This window comes from Marinibacterium sp. SX1, from assembly GCF_050389775.1.
Lineage (GTDB): Bacteria > Pseudomonadota > Alphaproteobacteria > Rhodobacterales > Rhodobacteraceae > Marinibacterium.
Genome location: NZ_CP177144.1, coordinates 4224914 through 4246292, shown reverse-complemented (window position 1 = coordinate 4246292; position 21379 = coordinate 4224914). Strand labels below are relative to the sequence as shown.

Below are 21379 nucleotides of genomic sequence, written 5' to 3'. Positions count from 1 at the left end.
CTGGTTGGTTTGGGGGGCTATCGGGCTGGATGGGATCGGCGGCGCTGGTCGGGGCCGGCGGGGTAGGTTTGTCCCCACGCGGCTGATTGCTTTCATCGGGCCTGATTGGGCCGGGCCGATCCAGCCGGGCCTTGCGCCGTTGGACCAGCCGGGCGGGCCAGAACGGCCCTTATTGGGCAACAGGACTTTGGGGCGCGACCGATCCTTGCGCGCCTGGCGTGCCCTGCGCGGCCGGCCGGATCACATGGCGGCCCGTGGGGGCGCCAGCCCGCCGACCGGATCAGAGCCGCTTGACCATGTAGACCCGCAACCGGTCGTCCAGCCCGTCCCGGTGCGGGCCCACGCCGTTCACGCGAAAGCCCAGGCGCGAATAGAAGGCCACCAACCGGGTGCACCGCTGGGCCGTCTGCAGGTGCAGGGCCGTGGCGCCCAGATCGCGCAGATGCGCCTCGATCGCGGCCACCGCCCGGGCGCCCATCCCGCCGCCCTGCGCCCCGGGGCGGATGCCCAGCATGTCCAGCCGGGCGATCCGCCCGTCGAGGTGGATCACCGCCACGCCCTCGCGCCGCTCGCCGAGCCAGAAGCCTTCACCCCGGGCCAGCCGGTCGGGTACCCAATCATAGGGGCCGGGCGCGGCGCGTCCCATGTCGCGGGCATAGTCGGTGAAGGCCAGCGTCAGCAGGGCGGCAAAGTCAGGGGCCTCGTCGGGCCGGGCAGGGGTCAGCATCAGGACTTGCGGAAGATCATGACCAGCCCGCGGTCATCGGCATGGGGATGGTCCTTGTTGGAATAGATCTCGATCTCGGCAAAGCGCAGGGGCGTGATCTGGCCGCGGGCCTGCATCGTGGCCAGCGCCGAGCCGAAGCCCATGCCATCCATCACCGCCGGGATCGTGCCGCAGACAAACAGCCCGCCGGGCCGCACGACGCGCAGCAATTCGGGGAAACAGGCCGGGCCGACATGGCCATGGGTGAAGGTCCCGCAGGAAATCACCCCGCCGTAGGATGCATCGTCCAGCTTGAGCGGGGCCAGCAGGTTGCCCTGGATCAGATCGCGGTAGAGGCCCTTGGTCCGGGCCACGTCCAGCATTTCCGGGGTGATGTCGAAGGCATCGACGGTTTCGCCGCGCAGGTGCTCGGTCACCAGCCCGGTGCCGGCGCCGATGTCGAGGATTGGCGTGTTGCCGTCGCTTTCGGCCAGGAACAGCTCGGCGATGCGCTGCGGCGCGACAAAGCCCCAATCGTCGGCGAAACTGTCGTCATAGGTGGCCGCCCATTTGCCATAGAGCTCGCGGGCGCTTTCCGGGCCCTTGATCTCGTAGGCGCGGTCCAGGTCGTAATCGGGCATGGGTCAGTCTTTCGTCACGGCCGGCCGGCCGCGTTCGAACTGCGGGATCCGCGACTTGGCGTCGGGATCCAGCGACGGGATCGCGGCCAGAAGGGCCTTGGTGTAATCGTGCTGCGGGTTCGCAAAGAGCTGCCGGGTCGGGCCGGCTTCGACAATCTCGCCCAGATATATGACAGCCACGTGATCACAGACATGGGCCACGACCGACAGGTCATGGCTGATGAACAGGATCGTCAGGTCGAGATCGCGTTGCAGCGATTTCAGCAGGTTCAGGATATCGGCCTGGATCGACACGTCGAGCGCGGCGACACATTCGTCGGCCACGACGAAATCGGGCCGGGCGGCCAGGGTGCGGGCGATGGAAATGCGCTGGCGCTGACCGCCGGAAAAGGCATGGGGATAGCGGCGCAGGTGTTCCAGGTTCAGCCGGCACTTGGCGGCGATGTCGCGGACCATCTCGTCGGTCTCGGCCCGCGATTTGGTCAGGCCCAGCAGCTCGATCGGCTCGGCGATGATGTCGCGCACGGTCATGCGCGGCGACAGCGCGGCATAGGGATCCTGAAAGATCAGCTGGGCATGGCGGCGATAGGCCCTTTCCTGGCGCCGGCTCATGGCGCCGACGTCGAACTGGTTGCGCCCGTCGTCATAGATGATCTGGCCGCCGGTGATCGGCGCGGCCTTCAGGATGGCCCGGCCCAGGGTGGTCTTGCCCGATCCGCTTTCGCCCACCAGCCCCACGAACCCGCCCCGGGGGATGGCCAGCGACACGTTGTTCACGGCCTTCAGCTCGGGCGCATTGCCCAGCAGCCGCCGGCCCAGCGGGAAGGACACGGTCAGGTTCTCGATGCTGACGAGGGGGCGGGTCATGCGCGGCGCTCCGGGATGTCTTCGGGAAAGAGCGCGGCGACATGGCCGGGGGCGACCTCGGACAGGGGCGGCACTTCGGTTTCATAGCGCGAGCCCGGTCGCAGCGTCGGGTTGCGCGGGTGGAAGACGCAGCCCGACGGGCGTTCGAGCGGCGAGGGGATATCACCGGGGATCGGCACCAGCGGCGCGTCGAGATCGTCAAGCTGGGGCAGGGCGCGCAGCAGGCCCTGGGTATAGGCATGGGCGGGGTGGCGGATGACATCGCGGACCGGGCCCATCTCCATGATCCGGCCGAGGTACATCACCGCCACGCGGTCGGCCACCTGGGCGATGACGCCCAGATCATGGGTGATGAAGAGGATGCCCATGCCGAATTCGGCGACCAGTTCCGACATCAGGTCGAGCACCTGCGCCTGGATCGTGACGTCGAGCGCGGTGGTGGGCTCATCCGCGATCAGCAGCCTGGGTTTCGTGGACAGGGCCATGGCGATCATGGCGCGCTGGCGCATGCCCCCCGAATATTCAAAGACATATTGATCGATGCGCCGGGCCGGCTCGGTGATGCCCACGCGGTCCAGCATGTGGATGGAATAGTCGCGGGCCTCGCGCTTGGACATGTCGGTGTGGATCAGCAGCTGTTCGACCATCTGGTTGCCCACGGTGATCGCCGGGGCAAAGCTGGCCATCGGCTCCTGGAAGATCATCGAGATCGCGCCGCCCCGGATCGGGCGCATGTCGCGTTCCCGTTTCAGCGCCAGCACGTCCAGCGGGGTGGCGCCGCCGGTGTCCAGGCTGATCCGGCTGCCCGGCCCATAGACCGTGTTGCGCCCGTTGAGCTGCATCAGGGCCTTGGCCGTCACCGACTTGCCCGAACCGCTTTCGCCGACCAGCCCCAGCACCTCGCCGGGGGCAATGTCGAAGGACACGCCGTCGACGGCCGTGACAAGGCCCTCGTCGGTGCGGAACTTGATGTCGAGGTCCTGAACCGAGAGCAGGGTCATTTGCGGGCCTCCGCATAGGGATCGGCGGCATCGCGCAGCCCGTCACCGACAAAGACGAAGGCCATGACCAGGGCGATGAAGAACAGGACGGGGATGAAATACCATTGGTAGTTCAGCAGCACGTCGGCCGAGGTGGTGTTCTGCAGCAGCACGCCCAGCGAGGTCACCGGGTCCTTGAGCCCGAGGCCGATGAAGGACAGCGCGGTTTCCGACAGCACCATGTAGGGAAACGAAATCACCAGGTCGACGATGATATAGGACGTGAAGGACGGCAGCAGGTGGCGGGCGATGATATGGCCCGGGGACGCGCCGCACAGCCGGGCGGCCAGGACATATTCCTGGTTGCGCTCGACCAGCAGGTGCGTGCGCACCCGGCGGGCCAGCGTCGGCCAGCCGATGAAGCCCAGGATGATGGAGATGAAGAAGAACCTCTGTTCGGCCGACCATGTATCCGGCACGAAGGCTGCCAGCGCCATGAAGAGCGGGATCGCGGGCACCGTGCGGATGGCATCGGTGATCATCTGCAGGATGGCGTCGGTGATCCCCCCGAAATAGCCCGCTACGCCACCGATGATCAGCGCCATCACGAACGAGATCAGCACCCCCAGCGTGCCCACGGCCATCGAGGTTTCGATGGCATGCAGGGTGCGGCTGAAGATGTCCTTGCCCAGGTCGTCGGTGCCGAAGAGATGGACATAGCCGTCCTCGACCCCGAACAGATGCAGCGAGCCGGGAATGCCGAACATGCGGTAGGGATCGCCCTGGACGAAGAACCGGATGTAATGCCGGTCTTCGGTGTCGATCGAGGTCACCCAGCGGAAATTCGTCTCGATCGAGCGTTCGCGCTTGATGCCGTAGATGAAGGGCCTGGCGGAGCAGCCGTTGTGGTCGCAGAATTGCGGCACCTGGGGCGCGCCGTTGGTATATTCCTTGTCGGCCCCGGCAATGGTCGGGTCATAGGGCGCGACGAAATCGGAAAAGAGCCCCAGCAGGATCAGGAAGAGCAGAACCCCGGCGGCGATCATGGCCGAGGTATTGCGCCGGAACCGCGCCCAGATCAGCTGGCGCTGCGAGGCGGTGTAATAGGCTTCGCGCCGCTTGCGGTCGATGGTTGCCGTCATGTGTTACCCCATCACCGATTTGCGGACCCGCGGGTCGATGAAGGCCAGCGCGATGTCGGTGACGAAGTTCAGCGTGACGATGGTGGCCGTCAGAAGGAAGATGATCGCTCCGGCCAGCTGCTGGTCGTTCGACCGGGCCAGCGCTTCGAGCAGCAGCGATCCGGCCTCGGTGAGGGTCAGGATCACCGCGACAATGGGCAATTCGTTGAAGATGCGGTTGAGATCGAAGCCCAGCGAATTGACGATCGGCCCCAGCGCATGGCGCGCCGGGTAGCGCCAGCGCAGCTGGCGGCCGTAGAGCCCACGGGCGCGGGCGGCGGTGACGTAAAGCTTGTCGTTTTCATCCAGCATTAGGGCCCGCACGGTCTGCAGGGCAAAGGCGGTGGCCGACCAGCCCAAGATGAAGACCGGCAGCCAGGCGCGCGACAGGAAGTCCAGCAGCTTGGCCATCGACCAGGGCGCATCGCGGAATTCCTTGGAAAAGAGCCCCGACATGGAATCCCCGAACCAGACGGTCGAGACCAGCATGATCATCAGGGCCAGCAGGAAATTCGGCATGGCGAGGCCGAGGTAGGAGACGAAGCGCAGAAGGTTGTTGATGAACGGGTTTCGTGACGAGGCCGCATAGATGCCCACGGGTATGGCGATCAGGTAGGCCAGCAACAGCGAGGCAAAGCAGATCGCTGCCGAGATCAGGAACTTGTTGCCCAGCAGCTGGCTGATGCCGACCCGCAGGATGCAGCTTTCACCGAACTCGCCGACAAAGGCCCCGGCCACCCAGCTGCCCCAGCGCACCATGAACGGCCGGTCCAGGCCCAGGCGCGAACGTTCGGCCTCGATGTCGTCGCGGGTCAGGTTCTGGCCCTGGGTGTTCTTGTAGGCCAGGTAGCGTTCGGCACAATCGCCGGGCACCATTTCCATCAGCGAGAAGACGATCAGCGACACCAGAAGCAATGTCGTGATGGCAAGAGCCGCGCGAATGGCGACGAAACGAATGAAATTGGCCATGGAATCCTGCGCGTCCCTGTTCGGGCCGAGCGTTCCAGAGGCCGGCCCCTCGGATCAAGGACCGGATGGCCTGGCCACCCGGTCCCCGGATCATTTGCACAAGTTAAAGGCTCAGTTGTCCTCGGCCAGGAACCACTGGGTCGGACGATAGGGGTAGGTCCGGTAGTATTCGTAGCTCCAGGTCTGGAACTCGGGCACGTTCTTCAGCCCGTTGCGGACATAGATCGGGGCGGGCGCGTTGACCGTGCCGATGAACAGGTAACTGTCGGCAAAGTTCTTGGCGATCCGCTTGCCGATCTCGGCGGCTTCGGCCGATCCGGGCACGGCCTGCTGAAAGGCGTCGATGTCGGCGATCATGTCCATCGCGTATTGCGGCGGCTCGATGCCGGATGCCCCTTCGCTGTCGATCCACTCGGCCCAGCCCATGCCGACGCGGTGGTCGAAATAGGACCCGTAGGGCGGCACGAAGCGTTCCGACGACCCCAGCGCGATGGCCACGGGCGTGCCCTGCTGCCAGATCTGCACGTCCAGCTCGTTGGCCGATTGCGCGGCGCGGTATTCATCGGGGGTGACTTCCTTGACCGTCGTGGCCACGCCCACGTCGGACCAGTATTGCGCCACCAGCTCGACGACCTCGCCACCGATGCCCTGGGTGGTGAATTGCAGGTTCAGCGTGATCTTCTCGCCGTTCGGCAGGTCGCGGAACCCGTCGCCATCGGCATCGACCATGCCCAGCCCGTCCAGCGCGACCATGGCCGTGTCGGGATCATAGCCGGTGCCGGCATCGACGAATTCGGCCGCGAAATCGGGGACGGGCGAAAAGCCCAGGTAGGTCTGGGGCGTGCCCAGCCCGAAGAAGGCGATCTCGTTGAGCTCGTCGCGGTTGATGGCCAGCGACATCGCCTCGCGGAAGGCCACGTCGTTGAACAGCGCGCGCTTGGTCTCGTCGGGCGAGGTCACGTTGAACGAGAAGGAGGGCAGGGCGATGGTCGGCTTCAGCTGGATCGTGTAGCCGCCCTTTTCCTGGTTCTCCAGCAGGATCGGCGCCGAGGGCAGCTGCAGCGATTGCGACTTGTAATCGACCTCGCCGTTGACCAGCGCGAGGATGCGCACCTCGTTGTCGTTCTTGTAAAGCTCGTCCTGGCGCGAGATATAGGGCAGCTGCTGGCCCGTCGTGTCGACCTGGAAGAAATAGGGGTTGGCCACCAGCTTGCGGCCTTCGGTCGTGTCGGTGATGTAGATGTGGCTTTCCAGCGTGGGCTGGGTGCCATAGGGCAGGCCCTCGGCCTGGGCCGGATCGCGCAGCATCGGCGTCGGCGTGTCGGTCCAGTCGGACGCACCATAATAGGCGTTGATCAGGGCATAGCCGTTTTCATAGCCCAGCTCCTGCGCCTTGGCATCGGCATCGTCGGCCAGGGCGGGGTGATAGAGCCCGAGGAAATGCGCGGGCTGGAAGGGCTGGGCATAAGACGTGGCGAAATGCGCGAGCAGGCCGGGCTTGGGCGCGGCGAGCTTCAGGGTGAAGGTCTGGTCGTCGACGATCTCGACCTCGATCGGCTCGCCGCCGGCCAGCACGTAATCCTTGGGCTTTTCGATGATGTTGGGATCAAGCGCGAGGTTCTCGAAGTAGAAGCGCACGTCTTCCGAGGTGAAGGGCGCGCCGTCGGACCATTTGTGGCCCTTGCGCAGGGTGACCGTCAGCTCGGTGAAATCGTCGTTCCATTCCCAGGATTTGGCCACGTTGGGCACGATGGTGGCCAGGTCGTCGGAATAGCGCACGAGGTTGACGTGGCGCACCGACAGGAAATCCGAAGTGCCGGCCTCGGTGGCATTGGACAGCGCGTCGAAGGTGCCGCCATAGGTGCCGACGGCCTCATAGGGCACGACAACCAGCGGTTCCTCGGGCAGGCGCTCGGCCAGCGGGGGCAGGTCGGGGTTGCCCTGGATGGCGCCGTTCAGATCGGCGATCTCGGGGTTTTCCGAGAATGCCATCTCGCAGCCCGCCGCGGCCTCGTATTCGGCCAGGTCGTATTGCTGCGGAAAGGCGCCCGGCGCGATGCCCTGGTCGTCGGCCATGGTCATGGCCGGGCAGGCGGCCCGTGCGGCGGTGGTGGCGAGCAGCAGCATCGCCGTGGTGGTCATGAAGGTACGTGTCATCGTACATCCCCCTGTTGTCGTTGATATTGGGGCCTAACGGCCCTGAACGACACTTTTGTAAAGGAACTGCCCCAGGGGAAGCGGCCAGCCCCATGCACCACGGTGACGGCGCGGCCCGGCGGGGCCTGCGCCTGAATTCTGTGCTGAAACCCGCCCGATGCCCGGCGCGCCGGGGTGCGCGGCGGTCGGGCAGGGGATCAGTCGTAGTCCAGCTCGTCCAGACGGCCGGCGCGGTCGTATTCGGCATCGAAGCGGCGGCCATCGGCCGTCAGCCCTTCGATGTCGACGCTGCCATCGTCATCGAAATCGATCTCGTAGAACCCGTCATCGGGGCCGATCGGCCCGGCGGCCAGCAGCCCTTCGGGCAGCACGGCGGCCACCTGGCTCAGCGGCACGGCATCGCGGCCATGGGCCTCGATCTCTTCCAGCTCTTCGCGGCCGCGGTCGTGGAAATCGATGCGCACCAACGACCCGTCGGGCAGCTGGCCGGTCAGGTCCGTGCCGCGCGGGTCGGGCCGGTAGTCGACATCGCTCAGGTCCAGGTCGCGGACGACCTGTTCGACCTGGGCGGGCATGTCGGCGGCAAGGGCCGGGGTGAGGGCAGTGGCGGCCAGGGGCAGGGCGATCAGCGAGGCGGCTGCCAGGGGAGGACAGCGGAAGCCGAAGGTCATGTCGTGGGGTCCTTTCATCGGAGCACCGGGAGAGGTGGTCACCTTTTCATTTGTACCTGGCGGGACAAGTTGTCGGGCTCGGTCGGGGCTGTCCGGTCTGTTGGCGCGATTTTGGCCGGGCCCGGACACCCCCGATCTAGGCATGCGAATCATCGGTTCCAGCCCTCGCGGAATTCTCGGCCGATTCTCGCCGGTTGCTGTCGGCCGCTTGGTTAAGACCGTAAACGTCATAAATTTGTTTCACTTGGTGAAACGCATTTTTCCACAATGTTAACGCGGGCAAATTGACACAATCCTGCCATATTTGCGCCCATGGCCGGTCCGAAATGTTTCCGACAAAGCACAGGTAACCAAGCGGTTAACGCCCGAAGTTCAATAAATCAGTTGCTTGGTTAACTCCGCCCGGATTAGCTCAACTCAAACACAGGCGTGTCTGAAAAGCGCCGAAAATGAGGCAGGAAATGGTTAAGATCAGTGTCTTCGGCATTGGCTATGTCGGCGCCGTGTCGGCGGCTTGCCTGGCGAAAAGTGGCCATGACGTCATCGCGGTCGACGTTGACCAGGGGAAGGTCGACGCGATCAAGGCGGGCCAGTCGCCCATCGTGGAAAACGGCATCGACGCGCTGACCCGCGAGATGGTGGCCAGCGGCCGCCTGCGGGCCACGACCGACGCCGAGGCGGCCATCGCGGCCACCGATCTCAGCATCGTCTGCGTGGGCACGCCTTCGGCCGAGGACGGTTCGGTCGGGCTGTCCTATGTCGAAAGCGTCTGCGAGGTCATCGGCCGGGCGCTCCGCGACAAGGACGGGTTCCATTCGGTTGTCATCCGCTCGACGATCGTGCCCGGTTCGACCGAAAGCGCCTGCATCCCGGCGCTGGAACGGTCCTCGGGCAAGACGGTCGGTGATCAGATCGGCCTGGGCTACTACCCGGAATTCCTGCGCGAGAGCACGGCCATTGCCGATTACCACGACCCGGGCCTGATCGTCTTCGGCAGCCTGGACGCGCGCACCGAAACACTGCTGGAAGAGCTGAACGCGGGCCTGCCCTGCGACATCCACAAGGTCGACATCCGCACCGCCGAGATGGTGAAATACACGTCCAACACCTGGCGGGCGGTCAAGGTGACCTTTGCCAACGAGATCGGCAACATCGCCAAGGCCAACGGCATCGACGGCCAGACGGTGATGGAAATCCTGTGTTCCGACGAAAAGGTCGCCCTGTCGAAATACTTCATGCGCCCGGGCTTTGCCTTTGGCGGGTCGTGCCTGCCCAAGGACGTGCGCGCCCTGCGCCACCTGGCGGCCAGCCAGGACACGCCGGCCCACCTGCTGAACGCCGTGCTCGAAGCCAATGCCGCCCAGATCGCGCGGGCCGAGGAAATGGTCATCGAAAGCGGCGCGAAGAAGGTCGGCTTTGTCGGCATTTCCTTCAAGCCGGGCACCGACGACCTGCGGGAAAGCCCGCTGATCTCGCTGGCCGCGCGGCTGATCGACAAGGGCATCGAGGTCGATATCTACGACCCCTTCGTCAAGGAGGCCTATGACCTGGGCACGCCCGGGGCGGGCCGGGGCAACGACGGCGTGCCGGACCTGGAACAGCGCCTCGTCGGCGACCTGGACCAGCTGATCAACGATGCCGGGGCCGTGCTGGTCGGCAATTACTACAACGAAACCGTCGAGCGCCTGAAAGAGGCCGCCCAGACCCGCAAGGTGCTGGACCTGACGCGGCTGCACCGCGACCTGGTCTCGGCCGGCGGCTACCAGGGCATCTGCTGGTAAGGACCAATGACGCTTGCGCTGACCCATATCGCCTATTTCTCGACCATCGCGCTGCTCTTCGCGATGGTCCCGATGGGCTTTCTGGGCGATCTCCAGGATACGACGAAGACGTTGTTCATCGTCGGGTTCCTGGGGATGTGGCGCTACAGCTGGGCGATGATCAACTTCGGCCGGGCGTTCGTCTACCGGCTCTGGGCCTGGCCGCGCCGCAAGGCCGCGTACCAGCGCGGTTTCGAGGCCATCGGCGCGCGGTCGCACATGTACGTGATGATCACGTCCTACATGGTCGATCCCGAGGTCACGCTGATGGTCTATCGCCGTCTCTTCGCGGCCTGCGCCAATGCGCGCGACGGGGCGACGATCGTGGCCTCGGTGGTCGACGGGGCGGACGAACGGCTGATCCGCCAGATCTACGAGACCTCGCGCGAGGACCTGTCGAACACCCGGCTGGTGATTGATCGGATCAAGGCCAACGGCAAGCGCGACGCGATGATGAAGGCCCTGCGCATCCTGGCCACCTTCCATCCCACCCAGCACGACATCATGGTCTTCATCGACGGCGACACCGCGCCGCCGGACGACCTGTGGGCGCAATCGGCGCCGGTGTTCTCGGATCCGCAGGTCGGTGCCCTGACCACCGACGAGGCGGCGCTGATCGATGAGAGGGGCCTCTTCCGCGACTGGTTCGACCTGCGCTTTCACCAGCGCAACGTGATGATGTCGTCGATGGGCCTGAGCAAGCGCGTGCTGACCCTGACCGGCCGCCTGTCGGTCTTTCGCGCCTCGCTGGCCACCGATCCGGGGTTCATCCGCGGAGTGGGGCAGGATTACCTGGATCACTGGCGGCTGGGCCGTGTCGACTTTCTGACCGGCGACGACAAGTCGACCTGGTACTGGCTGCTGACCCATGGCTACCAGACGATCTACCTGCCCGACGTGCAGTCGGAATCGGTCGAGACCCAGCCCAAGCCCGGCTTTGTCGACAGCGCCAAGACGCTGATGATCCGCTGGTTCGGCAACATGATGCGCACCAACGGCCGCGCCCTGCGCCAGTCGCCGGCCCGCATCGGCTATTTCACCTGGTGGTCGATCCTCGACCAGAAGGTGTCGATGTGGACAACCCTTGTCGGCCCGCTGTCGGTGCTGTTCACGGCTGTCCTGCACACGCCATACGTGATCCCGCTGTACCTGGGGTGGGTCATGCTGACGCGCTATGTTTTCTGCGCGATCATCTCGGTCTTCAACGGGACATGGTTCCCGGTCACCCATCCGCTGGTCCTGTATTTCAGCCAGGTCTTCGGTGCGATGCTCAAGACCTATGTCTTCTTCCGGCTCGACCGGCAGAAGTGGACCAGGCAATCTTCGTCGTCGGGCGGTTCCACCACGTCGCTCTTCGACCGTGTCAAGCAATGGGAATCGCTGGCACATCACTCGGTCGCCCTGACGTTTCTGGCCTTGGCGATCCTTTTTCTGAACACCGTCGAATAGGGTTGGGGCGCACCGTGTCGGAAGCAACGAAAATCTACCGGATGAATGCCCTGTCGGGGCAGAACCAGCAGGGCGAGGGCGCGCGCAGGCGTGCGCTGACCGTCGAAGAACTGAACCAGGGGCAATGGGCCGACGAGAGCCAGGCCGGCCCCCAGGGCGGCGCACGCCATGGCGGGCTGGCCGAGAGCGTGGCCCGGGCCATGGCCCAGCCGCAGCCGGCGCCGCACGCGCCCCAGGCGCCGCAAGCACCGCAGCCGCCTCAGGCGCCGCCGGCCAAGCAGCCGGTCTATGACCCCCATCACGCCGGGCCCGCACCGCGCCCGGCTCCGCAGGCGCCCCAGGGGCGCGTGCTGCACCGGTCGGGCCAGCCGGCCCGCCCGGCCGGCGAGCCGTCCTATGACCCGTCCTACGAGCAAGCGCGCGAACCGGCGCGCGATGCCGCTCCCGCACCGGCCTATGCGCCGCAGCAGGAGCCGCGCCAGGAGATGTCCGGGCGGGCGATGCCCCAGCTTCAGCCGGAGCCGACCGTGCCGCCCGAACCGGCCGGCCATGTCTTTGCCGGCACGCCGCCCGTCGTCGGCGCCACGGCATCCGCCGCCCCGGCCGAAGCCGCGCCTGCACATGCCCCGGCTCCGGCCCCGGCACAGCCCGCGCCTACGGCACAGCCCACCCCCGCCGCACAGGCCGCCCCCGCAGCGCCCGCCGCACAGGCCGCGCCTGCGGTCCAACCCGCCCCGGCGCTGCCGGCGGATTTCGGACTGGAAAAGGAACATCCGCTGCTGGCCATCCCGTTCAGCGTGGTCATCGACGGGCACAGCTATGCCGGCGAGGCGATCTCGGTCACGCAGATGGTCCTGCGCGCCGAGGGCGGCGCCCGGCTGGGCACCGGCGGCCGCCACCTGGCCAGCGTGCTGATGCGCTATTCCGGCTTTGGCCTGACCCTCGAACCCGAGGTCACGGTGCTGCAGGAAGCGCCCGACGGCCAGGTCGTGGTGCAATTCACCGATCCCACCGGCGATCACCTGCCGCAGCTGCGCTATGTCATCAACAGCTACATCGCCGGTGATGTCGTCTCGATGAACGGCATGCTGGCCTATACCGGCCCGACCGCTCCGAAACAGGCCAAGCCCGCGCCGACGCCCGCCCAGGGCCGGCGTGAACGGATCCGGTCGATCTCGGTCCTTGGCCTGTCGGCCGTGATCGCCCTGGCCGCGGCGGTCATCGTCTTCAACCGCTACACCACCGGCCAGGAAATGCACCCGGTCTTCATCGACCGGGCCGGCCAGCAGATGAAGGCCACGGTCGGCGGCCAGATCGGCTTCGTCAACCCGGCGGCCGGGCAGGGCGAGGTGGTCTTCTCGGTCAATGCCAATACCGGCGACGTGCTGAACTTCCAGATGCCCTGCGATTGCGAGATCGACATGCAGCCCGGCGTCACGGCGGGCACGACGGTCCTGCCGGCCGACCTGATCGCCACGGTCTACCAGCCCGAGGCCGGCCCGACCATGAACACGATGATGTCGGTCAAGGGCCTGTCGCGCACGATGAACGGCGATGCCCTGTGGCTGGACTTTGCCGGCGGGCGTTCGGTGCAGGTCGAGGCCGTGCCCACGGCCGCCACCCGCGCGGCCACCCTGGCCGGCGACATGTTCCTGCCCGTCACCCTGCGGGCCACCGACCCTTCGGCGCTCAGCGATGCCGACATCGGCCAGACGGCCCGGCTGCGCATCACGCCGAACCTGCTTCACCGTATCGGGATCAATTGAGGAGCTGCCCCCCATGTCCCAAGACCTTGCCCAGTCCAATGCCCCGCCGGGTCGCATCTATCCGCTGATCATCTGCGGCGGGACCGGTACGCGGCTGTGGCCGCTGTCGCGCACGGCCAGCCCGAAGCAGTTCCAGCGGATCAGCGGGCCGGACAGCCTGACGTTCTTCCAGGCCGCCGTGCAGCGGCACCGGGGGGCGCAGTACCACGAGCCCTGCATCGTCACCGGCGCCCAGCACCGGGGCACCGTGGCGCGCCAGCTGCGCGAGATCCAGTCGGGCGGGCGCATCCTGTGCGAACCGATGGGGCGCAACACCGGGCCGGCCGTCCTGGCCGCCGCGCGGCTGCTGATGGAAGAGGATCCCGAGGCCGTGGTCGTCGTGATCCCGGCCGATCACGTGATCGAAGGGCCGCTGACGCGGACGATCGTATCCTGCCTTGCGGGGGCAAGGGCAGGACGGATCGTCACCTTCGGGATCGCGCCGCGCTATGCCGAGACGGGCTTTGGCTACATCATCGATGCCGGCGCGCTGGAGGCCGAGGATGACGGCCAGGGCGTGCTGCGCAAGGTCGGCAGCTTTGTCGAGAAACCGCCCGCCGCCGAGGCCGAGAAGCTGATCGCCAGCGGCGGAGCCTATTGGGCCTCGGGCCTGTCGATGTTCGCCGCGGCCACGATCGACGCCGAATATGCCCGGTTCGACCCGGCAACCCACGGCCATGTGGCCGCCGCGCTGGACAAGGCCGAGCGGACCAGGGACGGGGTCTTCCTGGAAGGCGATTCCTTCCGCATGGCGGCCAAGCAGCCGACCGAACAGGCGGTGTTCGAACGCACCGATCGCATTGCCCTGGCGCCGCTCGACGTGGCCTGGGACGATGTCGGCTCGTGGCGGGCGATGTACGAGATCTCGCCGCGCGACCGCAACGGCAACGTGTTGCAGGGCGACGTGGTCACCCATGGCGCGTCGCAGACGATGGTGCGGGCCGATACCCGGCTGGTCAGTGTCGTCGGCCTGTCCGATGTCGTGGTGATCGACACGCCCGACGCCTTGCTGGTGGCCCACATGGATGCCACCCAGAACGTCAAGCACATCGTCGAGACGCTCAAGGCCCAGGCCCGGCCCGAGACCGAGCGCCATGCCGAGATCGTCCCGCCGGTCGCGCCGATCACGCTGGACGTGGCCACCGACACCGGGGCCGCGGCACTGCAATCGGACCGGTTCAACCTGGGAATGGGCGAGATCGCCGTGGGCCAGGCGCTGGACCTGCCGGCCGGCCCGGCCACGCGCCAGGTGATCATCGTGCATGGCACGGTCCATGTCACCGGGGCCGGCTGGTCCAAGACGGTGTCCGAAGGCGGCCGGATCTATGGCGATGCCAACGGCCCGATCCGGGTCGAGAACGCCGGCGACATGCAGGTCGAGCTGCTCTACGTCAATGTCGAGACGCGCGGCCCGGCCATGCCGGGCGCGGTGGCCGATCCGGCCCTGACCGTCGTCGGTCATGGCTAGGGCCGGGCGGGCAGGGACCCTGTGGGCGGCGCTGGCAACGGCGCTGTCCCTGGCGGCGGCCCTGCCGCTTGCGGCTGCGACCGGCAACCGGACCGGGGCGCGGGTCGATGACCTGCGCGCCCGGCTTGGGGCGCTCGACAGCGCGCTGTCCCGCGACACCCATGCCGCGGGCCGGTCGCTGTCGGACCTGCTGACGCGCCACGGGCTGGATCACCTGTCGGGCCAGCTGGCGGCCGAGGAACGGATCGCCACGCCCGAACGCCCGGTGCGCCTGACGGTGCCCGACCGCCCGGCCATGGCCGGGACCAGCGATCTGCGCCTGCCCCTGGCCATCCTGAGCCAGAGCTATTCCGACGAGGACAACGGCGACGTGCTGGCCGCCCCGGGCGGGGCCGACAGCCAGGTCCTGTCCTTCCGGTCGGGCATCGTGACCCTGGCCGACCTGCAGGCCGCCGGCGCCCTGCGCCCGGCCGCGCCCGGCGGGGTATCCGCCCCGGGCGGCGGCGGGGGCGTGGTGCTGGTGCGGCCGGTGGTCCTGGAAGAGGACACGCTGCTGCGGCTCGACCCGGGCACCCGGCTGGCCCTCAGCCGTCCGGGCGGGGCCTTTGTCATCAGCCTGGGCCAGGTCGAGATCCGCGGCACCGAGCTGAGCGTGACCGGCGGGGCCAATCCGCACAGCACCGAATTCGTGCCCTTCCTGACCGTCGCCGGCGGCGGCCGGCTGATCATGGAAGACAGCTCGGTCCACGGGCTGGGCTTTGGCTGGACCGAGAAGTTCTCGGGCGTGTCGGTTGCGGCGCATCCCTTCATGCGGCCGCTGGGCATCAGCCGGGTGGAACGCAGCCGGCTGGACCGGGTGGTGTCGCTGGCACTGAGTGGCACGCCGGGGGCGCGGGTTCTGGACAACCGGTTCCACGACGTGCGCGACAATGCCCTGCGCCTGTCGCGGGCGCCCGGCGCACGGGTGCAGGGCAACCTGTTCCACGGCAGCGCGCCGACCAATTCCATCCGCCTGCTGGACGGCACCGGCGACGCGGTGTTGTCGGGCAACATGCTGCTGGGCGGGCGCCGGGCGGGCATCCTGATCGGCCAGGGCAGCGACCGGGTGCGCGTGGTGGGCAACGTGATCTGGCGGCGCGAGGGCGCGGCGATCAAGTTCCTGCGCACATCCTGCGGCCACGTGGCCATGAACATCGCCCTGGACGGGCGCCAGAAGGGAATCGAGGTGCGCGAGAGCCGGGGCACGCTGGTCCATCGCAACCTGATCAGCGGATCGCACAGTTCGGCGATCTGGATTTCCGGCCAGCCGCAGGGCGCGGTCACCCACCTGACCCACAACATCCTGGCCGGCAACGGCGAGGGGCTGGCCACGGCCACGGCGCAGCGGATCGTGCTGATGGGCAACGACCTGACCGGCCAGATGCCCCGGCTGGTCAGCGGCGACCTGGTGCCGGTCAATGCCGTGGTGGCCCGCGATCTCAAGGGCCGCGAACCGGTGCTGCTGACCGCCGGCGGCCGGGCCGACGTGCCGCAGATGCCCGGCGTCTGCGGCGGAGAAGGACAATGATGCAACGCCTGTTCACCAGGGCCGTCCTGCCGGCCCTTGCCCTGAGTGCCCTTGCCCTGGCCGTTCCGGTGGGCACAACGGCCCAGACCATTCCCGTGCCGCTGGCCGACAGCGCCGAGGATCGCCAGGTGTCGGTCGTGATCACCCCCGGCGTGCGTTCTATGCGCCAGGTGCCGACGGCCCGCCTGCGCGAGTTGCGCCGCCAGATGCATGACGGCATTGCCCTGCCGCCCGCCGCCCTGCGCGAGCTGGCCGACCTGGGCGACGGGCTGGCCGCGCAGCGCTATGCGCGGGTGCTGATCGGCCAGGACGGTGCCCGGCCGTCCGACATTGCCTATTACGCCGCGATCGCCGTGGGCACCGGCCGGATCTGGACCCTGCCGGACATGATCGCGGCCATGCGCCAACTGGACCCGGCCAGCGAGCCGGAAGCGCGGGTGCGCAAGTATATCTCGGTGCTCTACGGCCAAGCCTGGGGCGGCAACACCATGGCGCTGGACGCCGTGGCCGAGTTCAACGGCGAGGGCAGGCTGTTCGGCGCGCTGTCGGACAAGACCCGCACCCGGATGATCGAACAGGCCGGGCAGAATGCCGACGGCCGGCTGGAACTGCGCATGGCGCTGGCGCTACTGGAAAAGGGCGTGAGCGGGGGCATGACCCCGGACGAGACGGCCGAGGCGCGCCGGTTGCTGGAACAGGCGGCCCGGGCCGACAGCCTGGCCGCCCGGGCGACGGCCGAGAACCTGCTGACGCTGATGGAGCAGCGTTACGGCATGGAATAGAAGAACAGGACTGACTTCCCGGCCGAGCGGCGCACAGGCAAGACAAGATGCCGCCGGCCCAGAAAAAGGTGGGGCAGATGACGGGCAAGACCTTGAGAAAGGGCAGAGGACGGCGCGGGGGCGCCGGGCTGGCGGCGCTGTTGGCCGCGGCCATGGGCCTTGGCGCGGGGGCCGGCGCGGCGCGGGCCGATGACGGCTATGGCTGTGGCGACATCCTGACGGCCGGCGCCCAGGCCAGCGTCGAGGGCGCGGGGGGCATGTTCTTCCGGTTCGGCCCCGACCTGAGCAGCTATCACTGGATCGGCGACCAGGGCATCGACCAGCTGGCCCGGCTGTCGGCCCGGCTGGCCGAACAGGGCACCCGGCTGATCTATGTGCCGGTGCCGAGCAAGTCGCTGACCATGCCCGACCGTGTGCCGCCTTCGGCCGTGCGCATGGGCTATGACCCCGAGATCGCCGCGTCGGTCTATGGCGAGATGTTGCGCCGGCTGGACGAGGCCGGTGTCACTGCCATCGACGCCCGGCTGGCCCTGCGCCAGCAGGCCCTGCGCGGCGCGGACCCGGTGTTCCAGGCCGATCCGCGGCTGACCCCCGACGGGGCCGAGGCCCTGGCCCTGGCCATCGCGGCGCAGATCCGCGCGCTGCCCGTCATGGCCGACAGCGCCGACGAGGATTGGCAGGTGACCCGCAGGGGCGAGATCGTGCTGCCTTCGGCCATGCGCATGCGCCTGCAATCCAGCTGTGTGGCCGAACTGCCCGACGTGCGCCTGCCGATCATCGAGGCCACGCGCGGGGGCGTGTTGCTGCCCGCGGCAATCGGCACGGGCCATGGCACTGGACATGGTACGGCGAACAGCCCGCTGGGCCAGGCCGCGCCGGTGGTTGTCGTGGGCACCGAGATTGCCGTCGACCCGGCCCTGGGCCTGGCCAGCTTCCTGGCGGCCGAGGCGCGGATGGGCGTGGCCGCGGCGATGGTGCCGGGCGAGGACCGCCTGGCCGATGCCTTCGGGGCGATCTCGTCCTACATGGGGTCGGCGGCCTTTGCGGCCGAACGGCCCCGGGTGCTGGTCTGGGCCAACCCGGTCTGGCTGAACCTGGGCCGTCATGGGGCCCGGCCGATGGACGAGCTGATCACCCTGGCCGGGGCGCCGGCGACCTGCGGGCTGAACCTGCCGCTGTCGCAGGCCCGCGACGGCAATGTCTATGCCGAGCTGTCCGGCCCGGTGCGCCATGGCGCGCTGTTGCTCGACACAGGCGGGCGGGCGCTGGACCGGGTGGAATTCCGCTTTACCTCGGTGCGCGGCGAAACCCGCGCGCGCATTGTCGAACGCCATCCGCGCCAGGCGCCCACCGCACGGGTGGCCATGCCCCTGTCGGGGCTCTGGCCCGAAGGCGCGGCGCGCGTCGACATCGTGACCGACGGGCCGATCGGCGGCCAGCCGCGCCTGACCCTCTGCGAGGAGATCTGAGCCATGATCCGACCGCTGTTCCGCCGTCCCGCCACGTCCCGACCGCTGGTCCGCCCTGCCACAGCGCCCCGGCCGGTGGCCGCCCTGCTGCTGGCCACGGCCCTGGTGCTGCCCGGGATGACGGTGCCCCTTGGGCCGGCCACGGCCCAGACCGCCCCGGCCGAGGCCCGGCCGCTACCTCTGCCGCTGGCGTTCCTGCCGCCCGACATGGCCCCGCAGGACCTGTGCAACCGCACGTCCACGCCCACGGGCCAGACCGACCTGACCACCGAGGGCGGCGAGGAAGAGCTGACCGATGCGCAGCGCATCCGCTTCCTGTCGGGTGACATCCTGACCTACCAGCGCCGCGACGCCGTCCTTTACTTCGATTTCATCAATGCCCTGATCACCCGCAAGGCCCAGCTCGACCCGGGCTTTGCCGGGGTCGAGGAAACCCTGGCGCGGATCAATCTCTACCAGCGGGCCGAACGGTTCGACGCGCTGGCGGCCTCGGGGCTGGTGGCCGGGCTGGAACGCAACCGCGAGGCCCTGGCCAACAACCACCTGGTCAGGCTGGCGCAATATTACCGCATGGGCCTGGGCGTGCCGCGCAACGAGGCGCTGGCCCAGGAGATGATCCGCGATGCGGCCTATGGCGGCCATGCCGGGGCGCTGCTGGAGATCGCCAGCATGCAGGCCCGGGGCCGCATGGTCGACGGCTGGGCCGCGCCGCTGGACCTGACGGTGACCATGGCCTTCGGGGGCATGCTGGGCGAGATGACGCCCAGCGTCTGCCGCCGGGCCGAGCGCATCGCCGAGGAATATCTCAAGGGTGAGCTGGTGGCCTTCAACCCCGAGATCGCCCTGGCCTGGCGCCGCTTTGCCGCCGACCTGGGCGGGGCCGAAGCGGCCTGGCGGGTGGTGGAATACCATCTCAACGCCCCGGCCGAGCGCAAGGACACGGCAGAGCTGCGACATTACCTGCGCCGGGCCGTCGGGCTGGGCCGCAACGTGACGGCGGCCGAGGCCGACATGCTGGCGGCCAGCGGCCAGATCACGCCCGGCGACGTGGCCGCGATCCTGGGCGAGAACCCCAGCGCCGAGGGCAACCGGGCGGCGCGGTCGCTGATCCCCTTCCTGCAGCTCGACATCAACATCGACGGCAAGACGGCCGACGACGACAGCCTGTACCTCCAATATCTCGAGGAAATCGCCACCCTGCCGCAGGCGCCCGGCCATGTCTTTACCCGGCTGGCCGACGAGGTTGCCGTGCGCCGGGGCCGCTGGGCCGCCGAGACCGACATCATTGCCCTGCTCGAAGAGGCCGCCCGGCGCGACGACCCGGACGGCAAGCAGAAGCTGGCCCAGCGGCTGATCCGCTACCGCGACGACAGCGTGCAGGTCCAGCGCGCCGAGGCGCTGCTGCTCGACGCGGTCGATCGCCATGGCGCGGCGACGGCAATGAACCGGCTCGACGCGCTCTATCGCTGCCAGCTCAACGATGCCCCGCGCCGGGACGAGGCCGACCACTGGGCCCGGGCTTACGCGGATACCTCGCACCGGCTGGTGGGCATTTCGGCCACCGACCTGATCGCGCTGGATCCCTACAAGGACCCTGAAACCATCGCCCACATCCAGTCGCAGGCCGTTGTCGGCCGGCCCATGGCCATCGCCAACCAGGCCCAGCGGGTGCAATCGGGGGGCATGCCCTCGCTGGTCGCCCTGCGCTACTGGGCCGACCGGCTGGACAATTCCGACCAGGCCCTCGAAGCCTTTGCCGAGCTGCAGTTCGAACTGGCCACCAGCCCGGCCGAACGGGCCCAGGCCATCGAGTTCTTCCGGCGGATCTATCTGAACAACGGCGTGACCACGGCGCTCGACCTGGCCGTGGCGCTGGTCGAGGACAATGGCCGCGACCCCGAGATCGCCGCCGAGATCGTCGACCTGCTGACACGGGCGGGCAACCGGGGCGAGGGGGCGGCCATCCGCCTGCTGGCCCGGCTGAGGGCCGATCGCATTCCCCAGGGCGCGGTCTATGCCGAATTTGCCGAGGTCATCGAGGAGCGCGGCGATTTCCTGGCCCTGATGTTTGCCATTCCCTACATCAGCGAACACCGACTGGACGATTACATCGACCGGGCCGTGTCGGTCATGACCTGCGGGACCAAGGACAGCGACGAGCTGGGCGAGGCCTATGCGCTGAGCGCCAAGCCGGCGATGTCCTACCATTGGCGCCAGGTCGGGCTGGCCATCGAGGGCGGCAACGTGCTGTCCAAGCTGCGCCTGTCCGACGCCCAGATGGGCCGGTTCGAAGACGGCCGGGCGCCCGATGCCCCGGCGGTGGCCGAACGGGCCCGGGCCGAGGGCCGGGACACGGCCCATCGCCGGCTGTTCCTGCTCAGCGGCGATCCCGACCTGACCAGCTATGCCCCGCAATCCGCCGCGGCCCAGATCGTGGCCGGGCTGGAGGCCGATGACCTGGCCTGGGCCTTTGCGGCCTGGCGCGAGGCCGGCCCCGAGGTGCGCGAGATCGTGGCCGGCCAGGTCGATCTGGCCCAGGTCTTTCGCCGCGGCGCCGACAGCGGCGATGCCCGGGCGGCCTTTGCCATGGGCATGATCCTGCGTGACACGGCGCGCGGGCCGGATGACCTGGCGCGCTCGGCCCGCTGGCTGGAGGTTGCCGCCGAGGCCGGACAGGATGATGCCATGGTCGAGCTGGGCTTTGCCATGGGCTTTGGCCTGGGCATCCCGCGCGACCGCGCGGCGGCGCTGGACTGGCTGGCCCGGGCCGCCCAGACCAGCCATCCGCGCGCCGACGACCTGGCCCACATGATCCGCGCGGCCAGCCCGTAACGACAGGAGGAACAG

General features: G+C 68.3%; 16 protein-coding genes. 8 read left to right on the top strand and 8 right to left on the bottom strand.

Features of this window, described 5'->3' with window-relative positions; genetic code table 11:
* Nucleotides 1-280 precede the first annotated feature (280 nt).
* From ACK3BB_RS19165 to ACK3BB_RS19130, 8 genes are all read right to left on the bottom strand, one after another.
* Complete coding sequence (locus tag ACK3BB_RS19165) at nucleotides 281-727, bottom strand: GNAT family N-acetyltransferase (RefSeq protein ID WP_428926246.1); 447 nt, start codon at nucleotides 725-727, stop codon at nucleotides 281-283.
* Entirely contained in the window at nucleotides 727-1347 is a 621-nt protein-coding gene (locus ACK3BB_RS19160) for a class I SAM-dependent DNA methyltransferase (protein ID WP_428926245.1), read from the bottom strand. The genes ACK3BB_RS19165 and ACK3BB_RS19160 overlap by 1 nt, the downstream gene beginning before the upstream one ends.
* A 3-nt stretch (nucleotides 1348-1350) precedes the next feature.
* Nucleotides 1351-2214: an ATP-binding cassette domain-containing protein gene (locus ACK3BB_RS19155; protein ID WP_428926244.1), complete on the bottom strand. Its 864-nt coding sequence runs from the start codon at nucleotides 2212-2214 to the stop codon at nucleotides 1351-1353.
* Nucleotides 2211-3215 carry an ABC transporter ATP-binding protein gene (locus ACK3BB_RS19150; protein ID WP_428926243.1) on the bottom strand — a complete coding sequence of 335 codons (1005 nt, stop codon included), beginning with the start codon at nucleotides 3213-3215 and terminating at the stop codon, nucleotides 2211-2213. The genes ACK3BB_RS19155 and ACK3BB_RS19150 overlap by 4 nt, the downstream gene beginning before the upstream one ends.
* The gene (locus ACK3BB_RS19145; protein ID WP_428926242.1) at nucleotides 3212-4336 is read right to left on the bottom strand and encodes an ABC transporter permease; all 1125 of its coding nucleotides are present in this window, start codon (nucleotides 4334-4336) and stop codon (nucleotides 3212-3214) included. The genes ACK3BB_RS19150 and ACK3BB_RS19145 overlap by 4 nt, the downstream gene beginning before the upstream one ends.
* A gap of 3 nt (nucleotides 4337-4339) precedes the next feature.
* Complete coding sequence (locus ACK3BB_RS19140; protein ID WP_428926241.1) at nucleotides 4340-5344, bottom strand: ABC transporter permease; 1005 nt, start codon at nucleotides 5342-5344, stop codon at nucleotides 4340-4342.
* A 111-nt stretch (nucleotides 5345-5455) separates the two neighbouring features.
* Complete coding sequence (locus ACK3BB_RS19135; protein ID WP_428926240.1) at nucleotides 5456-7501, bottom strand: ABC transporter substrate-binding protein; 2046 nt, start codon at nucleotides 7499-7501, stop codon at nucleotides 5456-5458.
* Between the two features lie 197 nt (nucleotides 7502-7698).
* Nucleotides 7699-8172: a hypothetical protein gene (locus ACK3BB_RS19130; protein ID WP_428926239.1), complete on the bottom strand. Its 474-nt coding sequence runs from the start codon at nucleotides 8170-8172 to the stop codon at nucleotides 7699-7701.
* A gap of 461 nt (nucleotides 8173-8633) precedes the next feature.
* Between ACK3BB_RS19130 and ACK3BB_RS19125 the strand changes: the two genes are divergently transcribed.
* The 8 genes from ACK3BB_RS19125 (at nucleotide 8634) to ACK3BB_RS19090 (ending at nucleotide 21364) form a co-directional block, all read left to right on the top strand.
* Nucleotides 8634-9953, top strand: a complete 1320-nt coding sequence (locus tag ACK3BB_RS19125) for a nucleotide sugar dehydrogenase (RefSeq protein ID WP_428926238.1) — start codon at nucleotides 8634-8636, stop codon at nucleotides 9951-9953.
* A 6-nt stretch (nucleotides 9954-9959) separates the two neighbouring features.
* Nucleotides 9960-11441 (top strand): glycosyltransferase, encoded by a 1482-nt coding sequence (locus ACK3BB_RS19120; protein ID WP_428926237.1) that lies wholly within the window; start codon nucleotides 9960-9962, stop codon nucleotides 11439-11441.
* Between the two features lie 14 nt (nucleotides 11442-11455).
* On the top strand, nucleotides 11456-13207 hold the full coding sequence (locus ACK3BB_RS19115; protein WP_428926236.1) for a hypothetical protein: 1752 nt from the start codon (nucleotides 11456-11458) through the stop codon (nucleotides 13205-13207).
* A 13-nt stretch (nucleotides 13208-13220) separates the two neighbouring features.
* The gene (locus tag ACK3BB_RS19110; protein WP_428926235.1) at nucleotides 13221-14714 is read left to right on the top strand and encodes a mannose-1-phosphate guanylyltransferase; all 1494 of its coding nucleotides are present in this window, start codon (nucleotides 13221-13223) and stop codon (nucleotides 14712-14714) included.
* Entirely contained in the window at nucleotides 14707-16281 is a 1575-nt protein-coding gene (locus tag ACK3BB_RS19105; RefSeq protein ID WP_428926234.1) for a NosD domain-containing protein, read from the top strand. Before ACK3BB_RS19110 ends, ACK3BB_RS19105 begins: the two co-directional genes overlap by 8 nt.
* Nucleotides 16278-17063: a hypothetical protein gene (locus ACK3BB_RS19100; RefSeq protein ID WP_428926233.1), complete on the top strand. Its 786-nt coding sequence runs from the start codon at nucleotides 16278-16280 to the stop codon at nucleotides 17061-17063. The genes ACK3BB_RS19105 and ACK3BB_RS19100 overlap by 4 nt, the downstream gene beginning before the upstream one ends.
* 77 nt (nucleotides 17064-17140) lie before the next feature.
* Nucleotides 17141-18532, top strand: coding sequence for an alginate O-acetyltransferase AlgX-related protein (locus ACK3BB_RS19095; protein ID WP_428926232.1), 1392 nt, complete (start codon nucleotides 17141-17143; stop codon nucleotides 18530-18532).
* 3 nt (nucleotides 18533-18535) lie between these two features.
* Nucleotides 18536-21364, top strand: coding sequence for a hypothetical protein (locus ACK3BB_RS19090; RefSeq protein WP_428926231.1), 2829 nt, complete (start codon nucleotides 18536-18538; stop codon nucleotides 21362-21364).
* Nucleotides 21365-21379: the final 15 nt, after the last annotated feature.